This is a genomic window from Marinovum sp. J2-8, assembly GCF_055808435.1.
This window is the reverse complement of the sequence record NZ_JBVVRZ010000005.1, coordinates 100834-122869: the sequence shown is the minus strand read 5'-3', so window position 1 is coordinate 122869 and position 22036 is coordinate 100834. Positions and strand designations below refer to the sequence as shown.

Here is a 22036-nt window from a genome sequence, read left to right as displayed (position 1 = left end):
CATGATCCCGGACAACCGCACGACACGACGGTATGGCGCAGAGTTTGGGAGAGATAGATGCGAGGTTCAAGCCGCGGAGAGGTTGATCCCTTCATTGTGATGGATGTGATGGAGGCCGCGCGCCGTGCCGAGGCCGCAGGCCGACATATCATTCACATGGAGGTCGGCCAGCCCGGAACGCCAGCCCCACAAGGTGCATTGGATGCCGTTTCCGGGGCCATGCGGGATGACGCGATGGGGTATACGGTGGCGCTGGGGCTGCCGGAATTGCGCGACCGCATTGCGCGGCTTTATGCCGATTGGTACGGAATCACGCTCGATCCGGCGCGGGTGATTGTCACACCGGGTTCGTCCGGCGCGTTCCTTTTGGCCTTTACCGCCTTGTTTGACGCTGGGGACCGTGTCGCGATTGGCGCGCCGGGTTATCCCAGCTATCGCCAGATCCTGAAGGGGCTGTCGCTTGCGCCGGTGGATCTGCAAACCCGGCCGGAAAACCGGTTGCAGCCGGTGCCGGATGACTTTGCCGCACTGGATATTCAGGGGCTATTGGTGGCCTCACCCGCCAATCCCAGCGGCACGATGCTGAACCACAAGGCGATGACGGCGCTGATCGAGGCCACCCATGCCAAGGGCGCGGCCTTTATCTCTGACGAGATTTACCACGGTATCGAATATGAGGCCAAGGCGGTCACCGCGCTGGAAATCACCGATGAATGTTATGTGATCAATTCCTTTTCCAAGTATTTCAGCATGACGGGCTGGCGGGTTGGCTGGATGGTGGTGCCCGAGGATCATGTGCGCAAAATCGAACGTTTGGCGCAGAACATGTTCATCTGCGCGCCGCATGTCAGCCAGGTTGCGGCGCTTGCGGCGATGGAATGCAAGGATGAATTGCAGGCCAATTTGCGGGTCTATGCCGAAAACCGCAGGCTGATGCTTGAAGGGTTGCCAGAGGCCGGATTTGATCGGATCGCGCCGCCGGATGGGGCGTTTTATGTCTATGCCGATGTCAGCCACCTGACCGATGACAGCCTCGCTTTTTGCCGCGAAATCCTCGATCAGGCGGGGGTGGCGGTGACACCGGGGCTGGATTTTGATCCGGTGCGCGGCGCGGGCACGGTGCGGTTTTCCTATGCGCGGGCGACTTCCGACATCCGCGAGGGGCTGGCGCGGCTCAAGACGTTCATGGCCGGTCGCTAGCCGACGGCACCTTGCCACGGTAGACCCGTGTTTTGTGCGGCGGTGCTGACGAAGTTTTGACAAATCTGCTGGCCGAAACCGGCCTGCCCCGTGCTAGGCTTTGATCATCGTTCTCACAAAGGGATTCTGATCATGTTGCGGTCTGCTGTGTTTGTTTTGGCCTTGTTGCCGTTTGCGGCCTTTGCTGCGGGGACAGAAACCCCCACCGAAACCGAAGTTGAAGAGACCGCGCCGCCCGAAGCCACCGAAACCACCATGGAATGTGACGACGGCATGGTCTGGGACAAAGAGACCGAGGCCTGTGTCGAAGTCGAAAGCCATCTGTTGAATGATGACGACCGCTTTGCCGCGGCGCGCGAATTTGCCTATGCCGGGCAATATGGCGCGGCGCGCAAAGCCGCCTTGGCCATGCAATTGCAGGGCGATGGACGGGCGCAGACCTATCTTGGGTTCACGGCGCGAAAATTGGGCGATTGGGATGCGGCGATGGGGCATTACGCCATGGCACTGGACCAGAACCCTGACAGTTTTCTGGCGCGCTCTTATATGGGGCAGGGGTTGTTGGAGCAGGGTGATTTTGCCGGGGCCAAGGCGCAATTGCAGGAAATTCGCGCCCGTGGCGGGGCCGGCACATGGGCCGAATTCGCGCTGGCCCAGTCAATTGTGACCGGCGTGACCTATTCCTATTAAGCAGAATTCGGCGCGGTCCCCCCGCAATTGGGGATGCAGGCCGCGCCGGAAAATGATACCTTTCGGGGCGTAAGCCGGGCACCAGACCCGGCCAAAAGGTTATTGGCACATGAGCGGTTCATTTTTCAAACTTTGCATTGTCGCGCTTTGCTGTCTGGCTGCGCCGGGCGGCGCGATGGCACAGGAATTCGGGGCCTTGGCGCGGGTTCTGCCGGATCAAAGTGGTTTTGACGACCATCGCGCGGGCGGTGTTACGCTGTCCCTCGGGCTGAGCCAGGGGGTGCCGTGGCGCGCCTATACCTTGGGCAGCCCGGACCGCTTTGTGCTTGACTTTCAAGAGGTTGATTGGACCGGACTCTCGGCGGACAGCTTTGCCTCTGATGCGTTTCGCACCGTTCGGTTCGGCGCGTTGCAACCCGGCTGGTCGCGCTTTGTTGCCGAGCTGACTGCGCCGCTTGCGGTGCAGACCGCCGCGTTGGATATCGCCGACGACAAGGCCGGGGCGCAGTTGACCGTCACGCTGAAATCCGTGGATCGCGCGGCGTTTGATGCCGCCATCGGCAGCACGCCGGACGCCCGTTGGGTGCTGCCAAATCCCAGTTTGACCACTGCTGCAAATGACACGTCGAGCGAGGGCCCGGGCGCGATCACAATTGTGCTCGACCCCGGTCACGGCGGCATTGATCCCGGTGCGCTGCGCAACAATTTCCGGGAATCTGATCTGGTCCTGCAATTGGCGCGGGACATCAAGGAGGCGCTGCTGCGCGCCGGCGGGATCGAGGTCATCATGACCCGCGAGGAAGATGTCTTTGTCTCGCTCGAAGCGCGGGTTGCGATTGCGCGCCATGCCGGGGCGGATCTGTTCATCTCGTTGCACGCCGACGCGCTGGAGGAGGGTGTGGCCCATGGTGCCACGGTCTATACCCTGTCCGAAACCGCCACCGACGAAGCCAGTTCCGCGCTGGCAGAACGCCATGACAGGGGGGATCTTCTGGCCGGTGTCGATTTGATCGGATCGGATGATGCGGTGGCGCAGGTGCTGATGGATCTTGCCCGTCATGACAACGGCCCACGATCCACCATGCTGGCCAAGGCGATGATAAAGTCGATAGAAAACCGGGTCGGTCAGGTGCACAAACGTCCCCTGCGCCAAGCCGGATTTTCGGTGTTGAAGGCCGCCGATATTCCCAGTGTTCTTGTCGAAGTCGGATTTCTGTCGACCGACCGTGACCTGCAAAACCTGCAAGACCCGGAATGGCGGGCGAAAATGGCCCAGGGCATTCGCGACGGTGTTCTGGCCTGGTCGATGGCGGATGCGACCATTGAACCCCTGCGGCGAAAATCGGGGTTTTGCCGCCTGTGGGCTGAATTCCGCAGGCAGCTAATATAACGGATGTTGTGTTTTGACGGGGTCGAACTTGCGGCCTATATAGGCCCCCTCAGACAGCAGGAGCGCGCGGTGCTGAGGTTCATCCTTTCTTTTTTTGGCGGCATATTCACCCTTGTGACTATGGGCGGTGCGGTTGTGGCGCTGTCGGTTGGGGCGATCTTCTGGGTCTATGGCCGGGATTTGCCGAGCCACGAATCATTGGCGCAATATACCCCGCCGACCATCAGCCGGATCTATTCCGGCGAGGGGCGGATGATCGACGAATTTGCCAAGGAACGCAGGCTGTTCGCCCCGGCGGATGAAATCCCCGACTTGGTCAAACAGGCGTTCATTTCCGCCGAGGACAAGAATTTCTATGAACATGGCGGCTATGACGCGCGCGGCATTGTGGCCGCTGCGGTTCAGGCTGTGCAGTCGCGTGGCCGCAATGTGCGCGGGGCGTCGACAATTACCCAGCAGGTGATGAAAAACTTTCTGCTCTCTGGTGACCGCCGGATCGAGCGCAAGATCAAGGAAATCATTCTGGCCACCCGGCTGGAAGAAACCCTGCCGAAGGACCGCATTCTCGAACTCTACATGAACGAGATCTTCCTCGGCCAGAATTCCTATGGCGTGGCGGCCGCTGCGCAGACCTATTTCAACAAGACGCTTGGCGAACTGGCCCCGCATGAGGCCGCCTTTCTGGCCTCTCTGCCGAAAGCGCCGTCTGATTTCCATCCGGTGCGCCGCAAGGAGCGGTTGATGGAACGGCGCAATTTCGTGCTGCGCGAGATGCAGGAAAATGGCTATATCAGCAACGCCGTCTACACCCAGGAAGTGGCGCAACCGCTGCGATCGGTGCAGAACGGCGATTTCGAAAGCTTCAAGAACACGCTGCCGCCACGGGATTACTTTACCGATGAAATTCGCCGTCAGCTGTCTGAGGATTTTGGCGAGGGCGAATTCTTCTCTGGCGGTTTGACCGTTCGCGCCACGATTGACCCGGAAATGCAGGTGATTGCCGCGCATGCGCTGCAAAAGCAGCTGGAGCAATATGACCGTGGATTGGGCCGCTGGCGTGGCACGGGCAAAAAGATCGACGCCGCCAAGATCGACAATTGGGCCGAGGAACTGGCCAATGTCCGCGTCGCGCGCGACGTCACGCTAGAGAGCCAATGGTTCCCGGCGGTGGTGCTGGAGATCGGCGATCAGCAGATGCGCCTGGGCATCGAAGGCGTGGATGCCAACGTCAACGCCCCGCATGTGGTGCCGCGCAAGGATATTGATTGGGTCCGGGGCAGCTTTGTCGACAACTTCAAGGTTGGTGATGTTGTCCATGTGCGCCGCATGACCGAAGGCGACAATGGTACCGGCGCATTCATCCGCTGGACCCTGCGCCAGGTGCCGCAGGTCCAGGGTGGGTTCATGGCGATGGACGTCAACACCGGCCGGGTCATTGCGATGCAGGGTGGGTTTTCCTATCAGAATTCGGTCTTCAACCGCGCCACTCAGGCGCGGCGTCAGCCGGGGTCGTCATTCAAACCCTTTGTCTATGCCTCGGCGCTTGATTCCGGCTATACCCCGGCGACAATCGTGGTCGACGCCCCGATCGAGATAAACACACCCCAGGGTGTGTGGCGGCCGAAAAACGCCTCGAACCAGTTTTATGGCCCGACGCCGCTGCGAACCGGGATTGAACGGTCGCGGAACCTGATGACGATCCGGCTTGCGCAAGAGGTCGGGATGGATGTGGTTGGCCAATATGCCGAGCGTTTCGGCGTCTATGACCGGCTGAGCCCGGTTCTGGCCAATGCGCTGGGGTCGCAGGAAACCACATTGTTCAAGATGGTGGCCGCCTATGCGATGTTCGCCAACGGCGGTGAACGGGTCGAGCCGACATTGGTCGACCGGGTGCAGGACCGTTACGGCAAGACCGTCTATCGCCACGACACCCGCGATTGCGTTGATTGTGCCGACCCCGCCATTTCCGCGTCGCGCGGGCCCAGCATCCTGTCGGACCGCCAGCGGGTGATGGACCCGGTGACGGCCTATCAGCTGACCTCAATGATGCAGGGCGTGGTCGAACGCGGCACCGCGTCGAAATATGTCAACCTGCCGGTGCCCACCGCAGGCAAAACCGGCACCACCAATGACGCCAAGGATGTGTGGTTTGTCGGCTTTACCTCTAACGTGGTGGCCGGATGTTACATCGGTTTTGATCAGCCGCGCAGCCTTGGCCGTGGGGCGTCCGGCGGCGGGTTTTGTGGCCCGGTGTTCCAGCGTTTCATGTCCGAAGCGGTCCAGAAATACGGCGGCGGCAAATTCCGCGTGCCCGAAGAATGCGAATTCATCAAGATTGACCGCTTCTCCGGGGCGCGGCTGGGATCGGATGCATCCGGTGCCAATGTGGTAAATGAATGTTTCCGTCGCGGCGAAGAGCCGGTGTTCGGCATCATGTTCGACGGTGGCTTTGCCATGGGATCGAATTTTGAGGTCATCTCGTCTGACGGCCAGACCGCCAAGCAGGTCACCACATCCACCGGCAAAAAGGCCGTGGTCGGACCCAAAGCCAGCTTTGGCACCCTGTCGGCGGGCGGGCTGTATTAATCGCCGCCATGATCCCCAATATCACCGGTCAGCCATAGTTTGACCGGTGATCGCCGCGGGATGCGCGTCATCCCGACGTTTGGCCAGCCCGGTTGATCGGTCTGCTTGATCGGTCTCGCCTTGCTCAGCCAGTCTTGCCTTGGTATCAGGCAGGACTGATGTGCCTTATCCGAAAGACATAAAATGCGCGCGGAAATCCAGAACAAGGTTGTTGAAATCGAGAAGTCGCTGGCTTTGCTGGCCCAGCGGATGGACTATGAAACCGCTCCGCACCGGCTTGAGGAATTCAATGCCATGACGGAGAATCCCGACCTTTGGAATGATCCGGAAAAGGCCCAGAAGCTGATGCGCGAGCGTCAGACCCTGATGGACAAGGTCCAGACCTACGAATTGATGAAACAGGAGCTGTCTGACAGTCTTGAGCTGATCGAACTGGGCGAAATGGAAGATGACGCCGAGGTGGTGAGCGACGCTGAAGCGACGATTTCCGCATTGGTCGAACGCGCCGCCAAGAAAGAGCTGGAGGCGCTGCTGGACGGTGAGGCCGACGGCAATGATACCTTTCTGGAAATCAACGCCGGCGCGGGTGGCACCGAGAGCTGTGATTGGGCCAACATGCTGGCGCGGATGTATGTCCGCTGGGCCGAATCGCATGGCTACAAGGTCGAGTTGCAGTCGGAAAGCCCCGGCGAAGAGGCGGGCATCAAATCCGCCGCCTACAAGATTTCCGGTCCCAATGCCTATGGCTGGCTGAAATCGGAAAGCGGCGTGCACCGCTTGGTGCGGATTTCGCCGTTTGACAGCGCGGCGAAGCGGCACACCTCCTTCACCTCGGTCTGGGTGTATCCGGTGGTGGATGACAATATCGAGATCGAGGTCAACCCGTCCGACATTCGCATTGATACCTATCGGTCGTCGGGCGCCGGTGGTCAGCACGTCAACACCACCGATTCCGCGGTGCGTATCACCCACAATCCCACCGGCATTGTGGTGACTTCCTCAGAGAAATCCCAGCACCAGAACCGCGACATTGCGATGAAGGCGTTGAAATCGCGGCTGTACCAATTGGAATTGGACCGCCGCAACGCCGACATCAATGCCGCGCACGAGGCCAAAGGCGATGCAGGCTGGGGCAACCAGATCCGGTCTTATGTCTTGCAGCCCTATCAGATGGTCAAGGATCTGCGCACCTCTTACGAGACCAGCGATACCAAGGGCGTCTTGGACGGTGATCTTGACGGGTTCATGGCGGCGACATTGGCGATGGATGTGTCCGGCAAGAGCCGGGCAGAGGCGCAGAGCGAAGACTAGGTTGATCTGCACCTTAGTAGGTTAACTGGGGGCGCACAGCCCCCCAAACCGCAGGACAGTTGGGGGGGCAGCCCCCAAACCACAGGACAGTTGGGGGGCCAGCCCCCCAAACCCCCCGGGATATTTATCGTCAGATGAAAGACAGGCGCCTTGCCCGAAAGGGCTGGGAAAAGTTGTCCCGATAGGGCCGGGATAAGTTGACCCCAAAGGGCCGGAATCAGCGGTTGGTGAAGCCGGTGAAACGGCCGGCTTCTTCTGCGGCTTTGCGGATCGCTTTGGATTTGTTGACCGTTTCCTGGAATTCAGCTTCCGGGTCGCTGTCAAACACCACGCCGCCGCCTGCCTGATATAGAGCGTTTCGTCCTTCACCACCGCTGTTCGCAGGGCGATGCACATATCCATATCGCCCCCGGCGCTGAAATAGCCAACACCGCCGCCATAGACACCGCGTTTTTCCGGTTCCAGCTCGTCGATGATTTCCATCGCGCGGACCTTTGGGGCGCCGGAAACCGTGCCCGCAGGCAGGCCAGCCAAAAGAGCCGACAGAGCATCCTGATTGTCGTTCAATTCGCCAACCACGTTGGACACGATATGCATCACATGGCTGTAGCGTTCGATGATGAATTCTTCTGTTGGGCGCACAGTGCCGATTTTTGACACTTTGCCAGTGTCATTGCGGCCCAGATCCAGCAGCATCAGATGCTCTGCCAGTTCCTTTTGGTCAGACAGCAGATCTTCGGCGAGGGCATTGTCCGCCTCTGGCGTGGCGCCGCGCGGGCGGGTGCCGGCGATCGGGCGAATCGTGACCTCTTTGCCAAAGACCCGCACCAGAATTTCCGGCGAGGCGCCGACCACCTGAAAGCCGCCGAAATTGAAGTAGAACATGAACGGCGACGGGTTTGTCCGGCGCAGCGACCGATACAGGGCGAAAGGGGGCAGGGGGAAATTCTGGCTCCAGCGTTGTGACGGCACCACCTGAAAGATATCGCCGGCGCGAATGTAATCGCGGGCTTTTTCCACCGCCGCAAGATAATCGGATTTGGCGAAATTCGACACCGGCTCGCCAATGTCGGTGGCATCGCCGAGATCGCGGCTTTCCGAGGGCAGCGAACGTTCCAGATCGCGGACCGCATCCATCACCCGCTCAGCCGCCTGGGCATAGGCGGCGCGTGCGGATTGACCGTCAGTGACCCAAGCCGGCGAAACGACCGTGACCTCGCCCTTGACCCCGTCAAGCACCGCCACCACCGAAGGGCGCAGCAAGACGGCATCCGGCAGACCCAGCGGGTCGGGGTTCACATTTGGCAGATGTTCCACCAGACGGATCATGTCGTAGCCGAGATAGCCAAACAGCCCGGCGGCAGATTGCGGTAGGTCATCGGGCAGGTCGATGTGGCTTTCTTCGATCAGGCTGCGCAATGAGGTCAACGGATCGGCGCTTTCCTCGACAAAAGCCTCGTTGTCAAACCGCGCCTGGCGGTTCAGCCGGGCCGTTGGGCCGTGACATTTCCAGACCAGATCGGGCTTCATGCCAATGATCGAATAACGCCCGCGCACCTCGCCGCCGGTGACCGATTCCAGAACAAAGGCATCCTGGGCCGCGCCGGTCAGTTTCAGCATCAGGGACACTGGCGTGTCGAGGTCAGCAGCCAGACGGGTATAGACCACCTGGTTCTTGCCCGCCGCATAGCCACGCGCAAAATCGTCAAATCCGGGCGTCAAAGCCATGGTCGCGGTCCTTTTGTTCGGCCTTATTGGAAATTCGCATGCACGGCGTTGAGCGCCTGCTGGTCGATATTGATGCCAACCCGCGATTGAATGTCCTGCGACAGGGCCTGAAACAGATCGTTCGAAATCCCGTTGGACACTTGTGATGCCAGCGCGTCGAGGATCGTGGCGTTTTCTGCGCTTGTCATATCCGGGGCGTGGATTGCATCCAGCCGCAGGACCACGGCATTGCCGTTGAACGGCAGCGTCAGCGTGCCGGGGGCGTCCAGCGCAAAGACCTGGGTCAGCGTATTGGCGGGCAGTCCCGGCAGGAAGCCATTGCGGGTCTGGCCGGTTTGCTGATCCGCGGTCAGGCCAACGGCGGCAAAGGTTTTGCCCTCGCCAATTTCGGCGGCCAGCTCTGTTGCGCGCGCCAAGAGGCGGGTTTCGGTTTCTGCGCTGATCCAATCCTGCTCAACCTGGTCCTGCACGTCGGCAAGCGGCTGTTCCTGCGGCGGTTTCACCGCGTTCAGACGCAGCGCGAAAATGCCGCCATCGCCAAGTTCGGCCACTTCGGGATAATCGCCGTCCGCCACAGCGGCGGCGGCGTCACGAAATGTATCGTAGCCCGCGATGTCGGTATCGCTGTTTTCGGTCCAGTCGATCTGGCCCAGCTGCATGTCGGTTTCTGCGGCCAGCTCCTCTAGCGTGGCGCCACCGGCCAGAAGATCGTCAATATCGGTCACCTGCGCCTCAATCACCCGGCGGGCGCGATCCTGGGCCAATTCTTCGCGCAGGATCGGTGTCGCATCGTCGAAAGAGGTTTCTTGCGCCGGAAGAATGCCGTTGATCCGGTACAGCGCAGGGCCGAAATCGCTGGGCAGGGGGCCGACAACTGCGTCGACCTCGGCGGCAAAAATTGCATCCGCCGCGTCGCCAAGATCGCCACGGGTCACATCACCCATATCAACATCTGCCAGTGCCAATTCACGGCTGGTCACCTCGTCCTCAAAGGTGGTTTCGCCCGCAGTGATCCGTGCGATTGCCGCGTCGGCGGCTTCGGAATTGGGCATCACCAGACGTTCCACCAGACGGCGTTCGGGCTGATTGAAACGCTCTGTCTGTTCGTCATAGGCGCTGCGCAGGCTGGCCTCGTCGATTTCGACGGTGTCGAACAGCATCGCAGGTGTCAGCCAAGCATAGGTAATGTCGCGGCTTTCCGGCAGCGTATAGGCGGCAATGTTTTCTTCGTGAAACGCGGCCAGGTCGGCGTCTGTCGCGGTGGGTAGATCTTCGGTCAGGAAGCTGGGGTCGAGGATCGCCCAGCTGAAATCGCGGGTCTCGCCGACGAATCCCAACAATGTCTCGGTGTAGGTGGTTGGCATTTTGTTGCCGGCAACGACGGCGGCCTGAAGCAGGGCACGCGCGGTTTCCCGACGCAGGTCTTCTTCGAATTCGGATTCGTTCAACCCGGCATTGTCGAGCGCAAAGCGATAGGTTTCGCGGTCAAATGCGCCACCCGGCCCTTGAAAGGCGGTGATCTGCATCAATTCGCGTGCGACGGTATCATCACCGGCGGAAATGCCCAGATCTTCGGCTTCGTTGTCAAAGGCCGCGGTGGTGATCAGGCGGCTGAGGACCTGTTGCGGCAGGCCAAGTGCCTGGGCCTGTTGAAAGCTGAGCGGTTGGCCGGTCTGGGCCTGAAAGCTGTTGATGTCCTGTTGCAGGGCGCGGGCATAATCATCGACCGAAATCGGATGATCCCCGACCGATCCGACGGTGCGGATGGTGCCGGACAGATTGGTCGCGCCAAACCCGGCGAGGCCAACAAACAGCAGACCCATGAGAATCCAGACCAATGTCTTGGAAATGCTTTTGCCTTTGGCCATGATCGTCCCCGAAATTACCGCATCTGTTGCCGGACGTATCTACGCGCAGGCCGCGACAGGAGCAAGGGGCAGGGCGGCTCTTTGGCCGCTCTTTGGCCCTTGTGGGCCGCTTCGCTGTCACCTTGGAAGATCGGCGTCGATCAGTCCTTGCCGCGGTAGGGTTCCACATATTGCAAGGCCATGTCCCAGGGGAAAAAGATCCAGGTGTCCTGGCTGACCTCGGTCACAAAGGTCTGGACCTGCGGGCGGCCCATGGGTTTGGCATAGACCGTGGCGATATGGGCCTTTGGCATATGGGCGCGCACGGTTTCGATTGTCTTGCCGGTATCCACCAGATCGTCGATCACCAGCACACCAGTGCCATCGCCAATCACATCCATATCCGGGGATTTGATCACCTTGGGTTCGGATTGCGATTGGTGGTTGTAGCTTTTGACCGAGATTGTATCGACGATTTTGACGTCAAGCTCACGTGCGACAATCATGGCCGGGGCCATGCCGCCACGGGTGATCGCCACCACCGCGCGCCAGGCGCCGTCGTCCGGTCCATGCCCGTCAAGCCGCCAGGCAAGCGCCCGTGCATCGCGGTGCAACTGATCCCAGCTGACGTGAAACCCTTTTTCATGCGGCAGGCGGTCGCTCATGGCTGTCTCTCCGTTTTTTTTGGATTTAGCCGATGTGATCGGCAAAAGAAAGCTGGCAGATCGCATTTGCCGCCCAACTGCGTTTGGCAGATGTGTTTGGGGCTGGCGGTGCCGGGGTCAGCGCCCGAAAATCAAGCGCAGGCCAAGGGCCGTCAACACCAGCGCCGCCACCCGGTCAAACAGATGTTTCATGCGCAGGTATCCATCGCGCGCCGGGCGGGTCGACAGGATCAGGGCAAAGCCCGAATAGACAAGCCATTCCACCGCCAGATGGTTGCCCACAATCAGCGCCTTTTGCGCCAAAGTCAGATCGACCGGGAAAATCACCAGCAAAACAGCCGAGGCAAAAAGCACGGATTTCGGATTGCCGAGGTTGACCAGAAAACCGATGCGAAACGCTCTGGTCTGGGTCTGGGTCTGGGTCTGATCTGTGGGGGCGGCGATCAGCGGCTTGCGTGCGTCCCGCCACATCCCCCAGGCAATATACAGAAGGTACAGCGCCCCCGCGATCTTTATTGTGAGATATGCCCATGGAATTGCGACGAATATCGCATCCAGCCCCAAAAGCGCCAGCGCGGTCCAGCACCCCGCCATCGCCCCAAGACCCAATCCGGTGGCGATGCCGACCCGGGTGCCAAACAACAAGGAGTTGCGCAAAGACAAAAGCAGCGCCAGCCCGGGGCGAGGCAAGCGCCGCCAACAGCGTCAGGTTAAAGGCAAGGATATGTTCCCAGCCCATGGTCCTCAGCCTTTGGAAATGTCGGGGGCGTCAACCGCCTTCATTCCGACCACATGATAGCCGGCGTCGACATGCAGGTTTTCACCGGTCACACCAGAGCCAAGGTCGGACAGCAGGTAAAGCGCCGATTTGCCGACATCGTCGATGGTGACATTGCGGCGCAGCGGTGAATTGTACTCATTCCACTTCATGATGTAGCGGAAATCGCCGATGCCGCTGGCGGCCAGCGTCTTGATCGGGCCGGCGCTGATCGCATTGACGCGAATGCCGTCCTTGCCCAGATCCTCGGCCAGATATTTCACCGAAGCCTCCAGCGCGGCCTTGGCCACACCCATGACGTTATAATGCGGCATCACCTGCTCGGCACCGTAATAGGTCATGGTCAGCGCCGATGCGCCGGGCTTCATCATCTTTTCGGCCCGCTGCATCACCGCAGTAAAGGAATAGACCGAGATATCCATTGTCATGTTGAAATTGCCGCGCGTGGTATCGACGTAGCGGCCGCGCAGTTCGCTCTTGTCCGAAAACCCGATCGCATGGACCAGGAAATCAAGCTCGCCCCAGCGCTCTTTCAGCTCTGCAAACAGAGCATCAATCGAAGCCTCGTCATTGACATCACAGGGCAGCACGATGTCGCTGCCCAATTGCGCCGCCAGGGGATCAACACGTTTTTTCAACGCATCCCCCTGATAGGAAAACGCAAGCTCAGCCCCCGCATCGGAGAGCGCACGTGCAATCCCCCAGGCGATTGATTTGTCATTGGCCAGACCCATGATCAGGCCACGTTTTCCTGCCATCAAAGTGTTTGACATGTTGCACCCTTCGCCCGCTGTCTTTCCCTATGGCTTTATGGCATCCATAACAGCGCATCAAGTGCGCGCAGCGCACAAAACGGGCGGTCAGACAGAAGGATGCAGGAAACCTTCGATCTGGCCGTCATGGCGAAAAGGGCATGACAGATGACGGAACGAAACGGGATCTTTGCCGGGGATGATCCATTTGCGATCTCAAGGCGCTGGCTGGCCGAGGCCGAGGCACAGGAAATCAACGATCCCAACGCGGTGGCGCTGGCCACTGTTGATGCGGCGGGGATGCCGAATGTGCGCATGGTCCTGCTCAAGGACATCGAGGATGCAGGGTTCGTGTTCTATACCAATTACGAAAGCGCCAAGAGCAATGAGATCGCCGCCAGCGGCACTGCGGCTTTTGTCATGCATTGGAAATCTCTGCGCCGTCAGATCCGGGTTCGCGGTCATGTCACCCGCGAAGACGGGGCGCAGGCGGATCGCTATTATGACTCACGCTCATTAAAGAGCAGGCTGGGCGCCTGGGCATCGGCCCAGTCACGGCCACTGGATGCGCGCAGCACATTGATGGCCGAGGTTGCCAAGATCACGGTTCAGAAGGGTCCGAACCCGGATCGGCCGCCATTTTGGGGTGGTTGGCGAATCACGCCGGTCGAAATTGAATTTTGGGCAGATGGCGCATTTCGGCTACACGATCGTTTCGTCTGGCGGCGAAAAGATGCCGAGTTTGCTTGGGAAATTCAGCGACTTTGCCCGTAGATTTCCCGTAACGCGAAATGCAATTCTCTAAAAAAACAGGCATTTGCACTTGCAATCTCATGGGTCTTGCTTGCAAGTGTTAACATGGAAGTGAACGAGCTAGAGTCTGACTTGACACAAGAAATTATCTATCCTGATCGGGTCGAAGGGCGCGTGAAATGGTTTGATCCTCTGAAGGGGTTCGGGTTTATCGTCGCCGAGACGGGCGGCCCGGATATCCTTTTGCATTCAAACGTATTGCGCAACTATGGCCAAAGCTCTGTTGCGGATGGCGCCGGGATTGTTGTCGAGGTTCAGGAAACCCCGCGCGGCGTTCAGGCGGTCACGGTTGTGACCATCGAACCCCCCGAGGACGACGGTACGCCGCCACTGGCCGATTTCGAAGCTTTCGATCCAACATTGATCGCAGCTGCACCGTTGGAACCCGCACGGGTCAAATGGTTCGACAAGGGGAAGGGGTTCGGGTTTGCCAATGTGTTTGGCAAATCGGCGGATGTCTTCCTGCATGTCGAAGTGTTGCGCCGATCCGGTCTGGCTGATGTTCAGGCTGGCGAAGCCCTATGCGTGCGTGCCATAGATGGCAAACGCGGATTGATGGCGGTTGAGGTTTGTCCATGGGAAAGTGCTTTGAAACCCGAGTAATGGCCATTGCGGCCGCTGCGATTCTTTGGGCCGGGGCGGCGTTTGCCGCCTGTGAGCCGGGTAAGGTCGAGCTGGCCGGGGATTTCGGAAGGGTGTCATTCGACGTCAGCGTCGCGGATGACGTTGACGAAAGAGGCCGCGGTCTGATGTTCGTAGAGGACATGCCGAATAGCACCGGAATGCTGTTCATCTATCAAGAACCGCACAAAGTCAGCTTCTGGATGAAAAACACGCTGATTCCCCTGGACATGATATTCATTGACGCGCGCGGCGTGGTCAAAAAGGTCCATGCCAAAGCGGTGCCCGGCGATCTGCGCGGCATTTCCAGCGATTTTCCCGTGCTGAGCGTGCTGGAGATCAATGGCGGCTTGGCGGCACGTATCGGCATCAAACCCGGCACTTTGGTCCGTCACAGCGAACTGCCACAGGCCGGGGCGGCCTATCCCTGCTGAAGGCTGCCATTGTCGCGCGCCATGGCGCCAGCGCGACATTGTGGAAAGAGCGGGGGTGTGGATAGATTTCACCGCCGATTTCGACACTAAATTCGATGTTGTGAATTAACATTCCAAAAAGCGTCATAAAACGCTTTTCATTACCGCAAAGCCAGATTAAGAACAGCCTCGGTTTCGGGGCGTAGCGCAGCCTGGTAGCGCGACGGTTTTGGGTACCGTAGGTCGCAAGTTCGAATCTTGCCGTCCCGACCACTTCACCAGCACACAATATATAGTAGCCCCCCCCCCCGGGGCAGAGCGGTCATTTTGTGGCCGCTTTGGTCGTTTTTGCGGCGTTTGTGGTTCTGACATACCGTCCGTCGTATTTCTGCAACATTCAAGTTATCCACAGCCAATTTGCGCGGATTTATGTAGGGCGCGCGACAGTGGTTTGTGACGCCAGTCCACTAAACATGCCGGAAACATAGAAAATTCGCGGCTACAGCCTGTGGGCAAATCTGTGGGTATTCCGGGGCTGAATTGGCCGGGCCCCCGGTGGCGGGCGGGTCAAGATAATTTTGTGGAATTTATCTAAAAAAACCTTGTTGCGGTCTATGTTCGGATACGTCAAATTGTGGTTGCTGCTAACGGATACACTACATGTTGTGTCGGCTGGCGGTTCGGGGACAACAACCACTCACTCGGGCGTTCTGCCGCTCATTCATACATATCCGGTCATGGTCCGGGCGTATCCGCTGCTGCGGCGCCGAATTCGGACGGCTGGTCATATGCGAACGTTACAAACGGGCGGCGGTGCTGCCATCGACAAAGGGCCCAACGCAGGTCCGGGCGCGAACACAAAAGGTCAAAGAGGCAAAGATGAAAATCGAAAGACGGTTCACCAAAGCAGGCCAGGATGCTTATGCAGATATCGATTTCGTGACGACCGCGTCCGAAATCCGCAATCCTGATGGCACGATTGTATTCCGTCTGGACGATGTTGAGGTTCCCGCATCCTGGAGCCAGGTCGCCAGCGATGTCATCGCGCAGAAATATTTCCGCAAGGCCGGCGTGCCAACGGAAATGAAGAAAGTGCGCGAAAAAGGTGTGCCTGAATTCCTGTGGCGCTCTGTCCCTGCCTCGGACGAGACCACAAAATCCGGCGAAACGTCCTCCAAGCAGGTTTTTGACCGCCTTGCTGGGGCCTGGGCCTATTGGGGTTGGAAGGGCGGCTATTTCACCGCCGAAGAAGATGCGCGCGCCTATTTCGACGAAATGCGCCATATGCTGGCGACGCAACGCGCCGCGCCGAACAGCCCGCAGTGGTTCAACACCGGCCTGCACTGGGCCTATGGCATCGACGGCCCGGGGCAGGGCCACCACTATGTGGATTACAAGACCGGCAAGCTGACCAAATCGAAATCGGCTTATGAACATCCCCAACCGCATGCCTGCTTCATCCAGTCGGTGGCAGATGATCTGGTGGGTGATGGCGGCATCATGGACCTTTGGGTGCGCGAAGCGCGTCTGTTCAAATACGGCTCCGGCACCGGCACCAACTTCTCGTCCTTGCGCGCCGAAGGCGAAGCGCTCTCGGGCGGTGGCAAATCCTCTGGGCTTATGGGCTTCCTGAAAATTGGCGATCGCGCTGCGGGGGCCATCAAATCCGGCGGCACCACACGCCGTGCGGCCAAGATGGTGATTTGTGACGCCGACCACCCGGATGTCGAAGAATTCATCAACTGGAAGGTCAAGGAAGAACAAAAGGTCGCCTCGATCGTGGCCGGTTCGAAAATGCACGAGAAAATGCTGAACGGCATTTTCGAGGCGATTGCCGCATGGGACGGCACAGTCGAAGATGCCTATGACCCGGCGAAAAACGACACGCTGAAGGGCGCGATCCGTGCGGCCAAAAGCACGATGATCCCAGAGACCTATATCAAACGCGTGCTGGATTACGCCCGTCAGGGCTATGCCAGCATCGAATTCCCGACCTATGACACCGATTGGGACAGCGAAGCCTATGCGAGTGTTTCGGGCCAGAACTCGAACAACTCGATCCGCGTCACCAATGACTTCCTTGAAGCGGTGAAAAAGGACGAAGACTGGGCGCTGTTGAACCGGACAGACGGCAAGGTTGCCAAGACCATCAAGGCGCGCGACCTGTGGGAACAGGTGGGCCATGCCGCATGGGCCTGTGCCGATCCGGGCATTCAGTATCATGACACCGTGAACCAGTGGCACACATGCCCCGAAGACGGCGCGATCCGCGGATCGAACCCGTGCTCGGAATATATGTTCCTTGACGATACCGCCTGTAACCTGGCGTCGATGAACCTGTTGACCTTCTTCCGTGATGGCAAGTTCCAGGCCGATGAATACATGCACGCCACACGTCTGTGGACGCTGACGCTGGAAATCTCGGTCACCATGGCGCAATTCCCGTCCAAGGAAATCGCGCAGCTGTCCTATGATTTCCGCACGCTGGGTCTGGGCTATGCCAACATCGGCGGATTGCTGATGAACATGGGCCTCAGCTATGACAGCGAAGAGGGCCGGGCGCTTTGTGGGGCTTTGACCGCGATCATGACCGGCGTGGCCTATGCCACATCGGCCGAGGTTGCCGGAGAGCTGGGGCCGTTTTCCGGCTACAAGCGCAATGCCAAGCACATGCTGCGGGTGATCCGCAATCACCGCACCGCCGCATATGGCAAAACCAAAGGGTATGAGGGACTGACGATCAACCCCGTTGCCCTGGATCATGGCAATTGCCCGGATGCGACCCTGATCGATCTGGCGAAATCCGCCTGGGACGAGGCGCTGGAGCTTGGTGAAAAACACGGGTTCCGCAACGCGCAAACCACAGTGATTGCGCCAACCGGCACAATTGGTCTGGTGATGGATTGCGACACGACCGGCATCGAACCCGACTTTGCATTGGTGAAGTTCAAGAAACTGGCCGGTGGCGGATACTTCAAGATCATCAACCGCTCGGTTCCGGCCGCGTTGGAGAAGCTTGGATATTCCTCGTCTCAGATTGAAGAGATTGTCTCGTATGCTGTGGGTCACGGCACATTGGGCAATGCACCGGGCATCAACCATACTTCGTTGATCGGCCATGGGTTTGGCTCGAACGAGATTGAAAAAGTCGAAGGCGCATTGGCCTCGGCGTTTGATATCCGCTTTGTGTTCAACCAGTGGACGCTGGGCGAAGAGTTCTGCCAGAACGTGCTGGGCATTCCGGCAGAGAAGCTGAACGATCCGACCTTTGATCTGCTGCGCCATCTTGGCTATTCCAAGGCCGACATTGATGCAGCCAATGACCATGTCTGTGGCACCATGACCCTGGAAGGTGCGCCGTTCCTGAAAGAAGCGGACTACGGCATTTTCGACTGTGCCAACCCCTGTGGCAAAAAGGGCAAGCGGTTCCTGTCGGTCAACAGCCACATCGACATGATGGCGGCGGCGCAATCCTTTATCTCGGGTGCGATTTCCAAGACCATCAACATGGCCAATGACGCCACAATCGAAGATTGTCAGGCCGCGTATGAACGCAGCTGGCAGATGGGGGTCAAGGCCAACGCGCTCTATCGTGATGGTTCGAAACTGTCGCAGCCTCTGGCGGCGGCGCTGGTCGAAGATGATGACGAAGCGGCCGAAGTTCTGGAAAGCGGATCGCAACACGAAAAGGCCACCGTGCTGGCCGAAAAGATCGTGGAAAAGATCATCGTCAAAGAGATCATCAAAACCGAACGCGAAAAGATGCCAGAGCGCCGCAAGGGCTATACCCAAAAGGCGATTGTTGGCGGTCACAAGGTCTATCTGCGCACCGGTGAATATTCCGACGGCACCCTTGGCGAAATCTTTATCGACATGCACAAGGAAGGTGCGGGGTTCCGCGCCATGATGAACAACTTTGCCATCGCCGTGTCGGTGGGCCTGCAATATGGTGTGCCGCTGGAGGAATTCGTCGACGCCTTCACCTTTACCAAGTTCGAACCCGCCGGCATGGTGCAGGGCAACGATTTAATCAAGAATGCCACTTCCATCCTCGACTATATCTTCCGCGAACTGGCGGTCAGCTATCTGGACCGCACCGACCTCGCGCATGTGAAACCCGAAGGCCACAGCTTTGACGATCTGGGTCGCGGTGTCGAAGAGGGGCAAAGCAACGTCACCGAGGTGAGCGAAACTGCCGCCACCAAATCTCTGGCCGTGCTGAAGCAGATCAGCTCGACCGGATACCTGCGCAAACGTCTGCCACAGGAGCTTGTTGTGCTGCGTGGCGGTCAATCCGAAGATCCGGTCACGGCCCTCCAGACCCTGGTACCGGAACTTTCGCAGGATGGCAGCCTTGCCACCGCGGTGACGACGACAACAACGGCGGTCGCCAGCGGCGGCATGTCGATGGATGCCCGCGCCAAGGCCAAGATGCAGGGCTATGAGGGCGAAGCCTGTGGCGATTGCGGCAACTACACGCTGGTGCGCAACGGGACTTGCATGAAGTGCAACACCTGCGGCGGCACAAGCGGCTGTAGCTAAGCGCGCCGCCAGATCCTTTCGGGGATCTGGCATCTGCAAAAGGTTCGGGGGCGGGTGCGCTCGCCCCGGCGCAACCCAGGCCGCAGGCAAAAATAGTAGAGCGGTGTAACGATGAGCTTGGTTTGTGAAACTGGGGCGCCTTGGCGCCCCTTTCTTTGGCGTCACAGCTCTTTTGCCTCACATCAGGTTTTCTGGCCCACCGCCCGTCCGGCCCCATCCGGCAGGGCCAGCGCGGCGTGATCGGCGGCGTATTGCGCCAATGCGCTGGCAATCTCTGGCGGCGGCGGCGTGCTGCGCCGTGTGGTCAGGTCGACATGGATCACCAGTGTCTCCACCGTCGCAACCAGCCGTCGATCCGTCCCGGCCAAAAGCCGGTGAAAGAGATGCATCTTTTTGCCTTTACCAGCAATGACTTGTGTCGTGACCCTTATGCGGTCGCCTGCGGTGACCTCGTCCAGATGGCGGATATGGGTTTCCACGGTGAAGAAGCTTCGCCCCGCGGCGATATAGGCGGCATCGACCCCGACCATTTCCATGAAACGGTCGGTCGCCTGGGCCGCGACCTCTAGATAATGGGTTTCGTTCATATGGCCGTTATAATCGGTCCAGGTCGGCGGAACGCTTCGATCAACGGTTTGGGGAGGGTCTGTAACCTGTTGGCGTGTCAGGGTTTTCTCATGTTGCACTACCGTGCCGCCCGCCGCCGTGCCACCCTGTTTCAGCGCCCGGATCATCGCCACCAGATTGCCGTCGCGCTGGCGCTCAAGCTCCTGAATCGTCAGGTGGCCGGATTGCGCATCTGATTGGCTGGCGATCAGATCGACCAGATCTGGCGTGAACTCTGGCACATCGGTCAGTTTCGACCAGGGCCAGGCCAACGCCGGTCCGAATTGCTGCATGAAATGGCGCATCCCGGCCGCGCCACCGGCAATGCGATACGTTTCAAACAGCCCCATCTGCCCCCAGCGCAGGCCAAAGCCATAGCGGATCGCATCGTCGATTTCCGCCGTGGTGGCGATTCCATCATGCACCAACCAAAGCGCCTCGCGCCAGACCGCCTCTAACAGCCGGTCGGCGATATGGGCGTCGATTTCCGCGCGCACCAACAGGGGATGCATCCCCAGACTGGTCAGGATCTCGGTCGCGCGCTGCGTCACCTCTGGCGCGGTGGCGGCAGAGGGCACCAGTTCCACCAATGGCAACAGGTAGACCGGGTTGAACGGATGGGCGACTATCAATTGCCCGGGGCGGCGCACCCCCTGTTGCAGGTCACTGGGACAAAAGCCGGAGGTCGAAGAACCCACAATGGCGCCCACATCTGCGCTTTGCTCTATCTCGTTGTAAACGCGTCGCTTTAGGTCGATGTTCTCCGGCACACTCTCCTGTATCCACAGGGCGCCCTGGATTGCGGTTTGTATATCGGGTGCAAAGGTCAATTGCCCCTCAACCGGGAGGGCCACGTCATACAAAGCCGGAAGCGAGGCGCGGGCATTTTCCAGCACGGCGTTGATTTTGGCGGCGGCTCCGGGGGCGGGATCATGCACTGCCACGTCCCAGCCATTTAACAGGAACCGCGCCGCCCAACCGCCGCCAATCACGCCGCCACCAATGATTGCTGCTTTCATATCAATCTCTTGCCATCAAAAGTTAAACCGGCGCACGTTTCACCAGCCCAAGCTTGTCACGCACCTCTTGTGGTCCGATGACGCGCGCCCCCAACCGTTCGATAATGCCGACCGCGCGTTCCACCAATTGGGCGTTGGTGGCCAGAACGCCGCGCTCCAGCATCAGGTTGTCTTCCAGCCCGACACGCACATTCCCGCCCGCAAGAACGGATGCCGCGACATAGGGCATTTGGTTGCGGCCCAGCCCAAAGGCCGAAAATGTCCACCCCTCCGGGATGCCGGCCACCATCGCAAGAAAGGTCGTCAGATCGTCCGGCGCGCCCCAGGGCACGCCCATGCAAAGCTGAACCAATGCCGGATCTTCCAGCACGCCTTCGCTTGCCAATTGTTTTGCCAGCCAGAGATGACCGGTATCAAAGGCTTCGATTTCCGGTTTGATCCCCAATTCGGTCATCCGTCGCCCCATGGCGCGCAACATGCCGGGGGTGTTGGTCAAGACATAATCGTTTTCAGCAAAATTCATCGTGCCGCAATCCAGGGTGCAGATCTCAGGCCGACATTCGATCACATGCGCCAGACGTTCCTCGGTGCTGATCAGATCGGTGCCTTCGGAATCCAGAGGCAAGGGCGCGTCGGGCGGGCCGAACACCACATCGCCGCCCATGCCACAGGACAGGTTCAGCACCACATCGACATCCGCCGCGCGAATGCGGTCGGTCAACTCGCGGAAATATTGCGGGCGCCGCGACGGCGCACCGGTGTCGGGATCGCGCACATGGCAATGCACAATGGCGGCCCCGGCACGGGCGGCGGCAATGGCGCTGTCGGCAATCTGTTGCGGTGACCGCGGGACAGCTGGGCTTTTGTCCTGGGTCTGGGCCGCGCCGGTCACAGCGCAGGTGATGAACACCTCTTGGTTCATGGCAAGCGGCATGGAATCCTCCCTCTGGTTGGGGAAAGCTTAGGGGGGACACAGTCGGGACGCAAAGCCGCAGTTTCCTCCTTTGGCTCTTCCCTTTCGCCCGGACCCGTGAAATAGGGAGGCGTCAAATGCTGCTGCTCGAAGGGGGTTCGC

Annotated in this window: 15 protein-coding genes, 1 tRNA gene and 1 pseudogene; 10 read left to right on the top strand and 7 right to left on the bottom strand. The window is 59.4% G+C overall.

Annotated elements, in window-relative coordinates:
* The first annotated feature begins 57 nt into the window (after positions 1-57).
* From AC0L4F_RS15755 to prfB, 5 genes are all read left to right on the top strand, one after another.
* The gene (locus tag AC0L4F_RS15755; RefSeq protein WP_244689932.1) at positions 58-1200 is read left to right on the top strand and encodes a pyridoxal phosphate-dependent aminotransferase; all 1143 of its coding nucleotides are present in this window, start codon (positions 58-60) and stop codon (positions 1198-1200) included.
* A 132-nt stretch (positions 1201-1332) separates the two neighbouring features.
* A complete protein-coding gene (locus AC0L4F_RS15750) occupies positions 1333-1890 on the top strand; it encodes a tetratricopeptide repeat protein (RefSeq protein WP_244689931.1) in 558 nt (185 codons plus the stop codon).
* A 109-nt stretch (positions 1891-1999) separates the two neighbouring features.
* The gene (locus AC0L4F_RS15745; RefSeq protein WP_244689930.1) at positions 2000-3280 is read left to right on the top strand and encodes an N-acetylmuramoyl-L-alanine amidase; all 1281 of its coding nucleotides are present in this window, start codon (positions 2000-2002) and stop codon (positions 3278-3280) included.
* Positions 3281-3349: 69 nt separating this feature from the next.
* Positions 3350-5866: a penicillin-binding protein 1A gene (locus AC0L4F_RS15740; RefSeq protein WP_244689929.1), complete on the top strand. Its 2517-nt coding sequence runs from the start codon at positions 3350-3352 to the stop codon at positions 5864-5866.
* Between the two features lie 183 nt (positions 5867-6049).
* Positions 6050-7177: a peptide chain release factor 2 gene (gene prfB / locus AC0L4F_RS15735; protein WP_244689928.1), complete on the top strand. Its 1128-nt coding sequence runs from the start codon at positions 6050-6052 to the stop codon at positions 7175-7177.
* Between the two features lie 217 nt (positions 7178-7394).
* Here the strand turns inward: prfB and trpE are convergent.
* The 5 genes and pseudogenes from trpE to fabI all read right to left on the bottom strand — a co-directional run bounded on the left by trpE (position 7395) and on the right by fabI (position 12968).
* A pseudogene (gene trpE, locus AC0L4F_RS15730) lies at positions 7395-8905 on the bottom strand (anthranilate synthase component I).
* Positions 8906-8928: 23 nt separating this feature from the next.
* Positions 8929-10773: a peptidylprolyl isomerase gene (locus tag AC0L4F_RS15725; RefSeq protein WP_244689927.1), complete on the bottom strand. Its 1845-nt coding sequence runs from the start codon at positions 10771-10773 to the stop codon at positions 8929-8931.
* 140 nt (positions 10774-10913) lie between these two features.
* Positions 10914-11417 (bottom strand): xanthine phosphoribosyltransferase, encoded by a 504-nt coding sequence (gene gpt, locus AC0L4F_RS15720; protein WP_244689926.1) that lies wholly within the window; start codon positions 11415-11417, stop codon positions 10914-10916.
* Positions 11418-11534: 117 nt separating this feature from the next.
* Positions 11535-12080, bottom strand: coding sequence for a LysE family translocator (locus AC0L4F_RS15715; protein WP_244689925.1), 546 nt, complete (start codon positions 12078-12080; stop codon positions 11535-11537).
* Between the two features lie 81 nt (positions 12081-12161).
* Complete coding sequence (gene fabI, locus AC0L4F_RS15710; protein WP_244689924.1) at positions 12162-12968, bottom strand: enoyl-ACP reductase FabI; 807 nt, start codon at positions 12966-12968, stop codon at positions 12162-12164.
* Positions 12969-13115: 147 nt separating this feature from the next.
* On the opposite strand from fabI, the gene pdxH reads away from it, so the two are divergent.
* From pdxH to AC0L4F_RS15685, 5 genes are all read left to right on the top strand, one after another.
* A complete protein-coding gene (gene pdxH, locus AC0L4F_RS15705) occupies positions 13116-13721 on the top strand; it encodes a pyridoxamine 5'-phosphate oxidase (protein ID WP_244689923.1) in 606 nt (201 codons plus the stop codon).
* Between the two features lie 84 nt (positions 13722-13805).
* Complete coding sequence (locus AC0L4F_RS15700) at positions 13806-14363, top strand: cold-shock protein (protein ID WP_442920379.1); 558 nt, start codon at positions 13806-13808, stop codon at positions 14361-14363.
* Positions 14363-14815, top strand: coding sequence for a DUF192 domain-containing protein (locus AC0L4F_RS15695; RefSeq protein WP_244689921.1), 453 nt, complete (start codon positions 14363-14365; stop codon positions 14813-14815). Before AC0L4F_RS15700 ends, AC0L4F_RS15695 begins: the two co-directional genes overlap by 1 nt.
* A gap of 175 nt (positions 14816-14990) precedes the next feature.
* Positions 14991-15067, top strand: a tRNA-Pro gene (locus AC0L4F_RS15690).
* A gap of 606 nt (positions 15068-15673) precedes the next feature.
* A complete protein-coding gene (locus tag AC0L4F_RS15685; RefSeq protein WP_244689920.1) occupies positions 15674-19336 on the top strand; it encodes a vitamin B12-dependent ribonucleotide reductase in 3663 nt (1220 codons plus the stop codon).
* Between the two features lie 182 nt (positions 19337-19518).
* Here the strand turns inward: AC0L4F_RS15685 and AC0L4F_RS15680 are convergent, their stop codons facing one another.
* Together AC0L4F_RS15680 and AC0L4F_RS15675 are read right to left on the bottom strand one after the other, a co-directional pair.
* Positions 19519-20961 (bottom strand): carnitine 3-dehydrogenase, encoded by a 1443-nt coding sequence (locus AC0L4F_RS15680; protein ID WP_244689919.1) that lies wholly within the window; start codon positions 20959-20961, stop codon positions 19519-19521.
* A gap of 22 nt (positions 20962-20983) precedes the next feature.
* The gene (locus tag AC0L4F_RS15675) at positions 20984-21895 is read right to left on the bottom strand and encodes a beta-keto acid cleavage family enzyme (RefSeq protein WP_244689918.1); all 912 of its coding nucleotides are present in this window, start codon (positions 21893-21895) and stop codon (positions 20984-20986) included.
* Positions 21896-22036 lie beyond the last annotated feature (141 nt).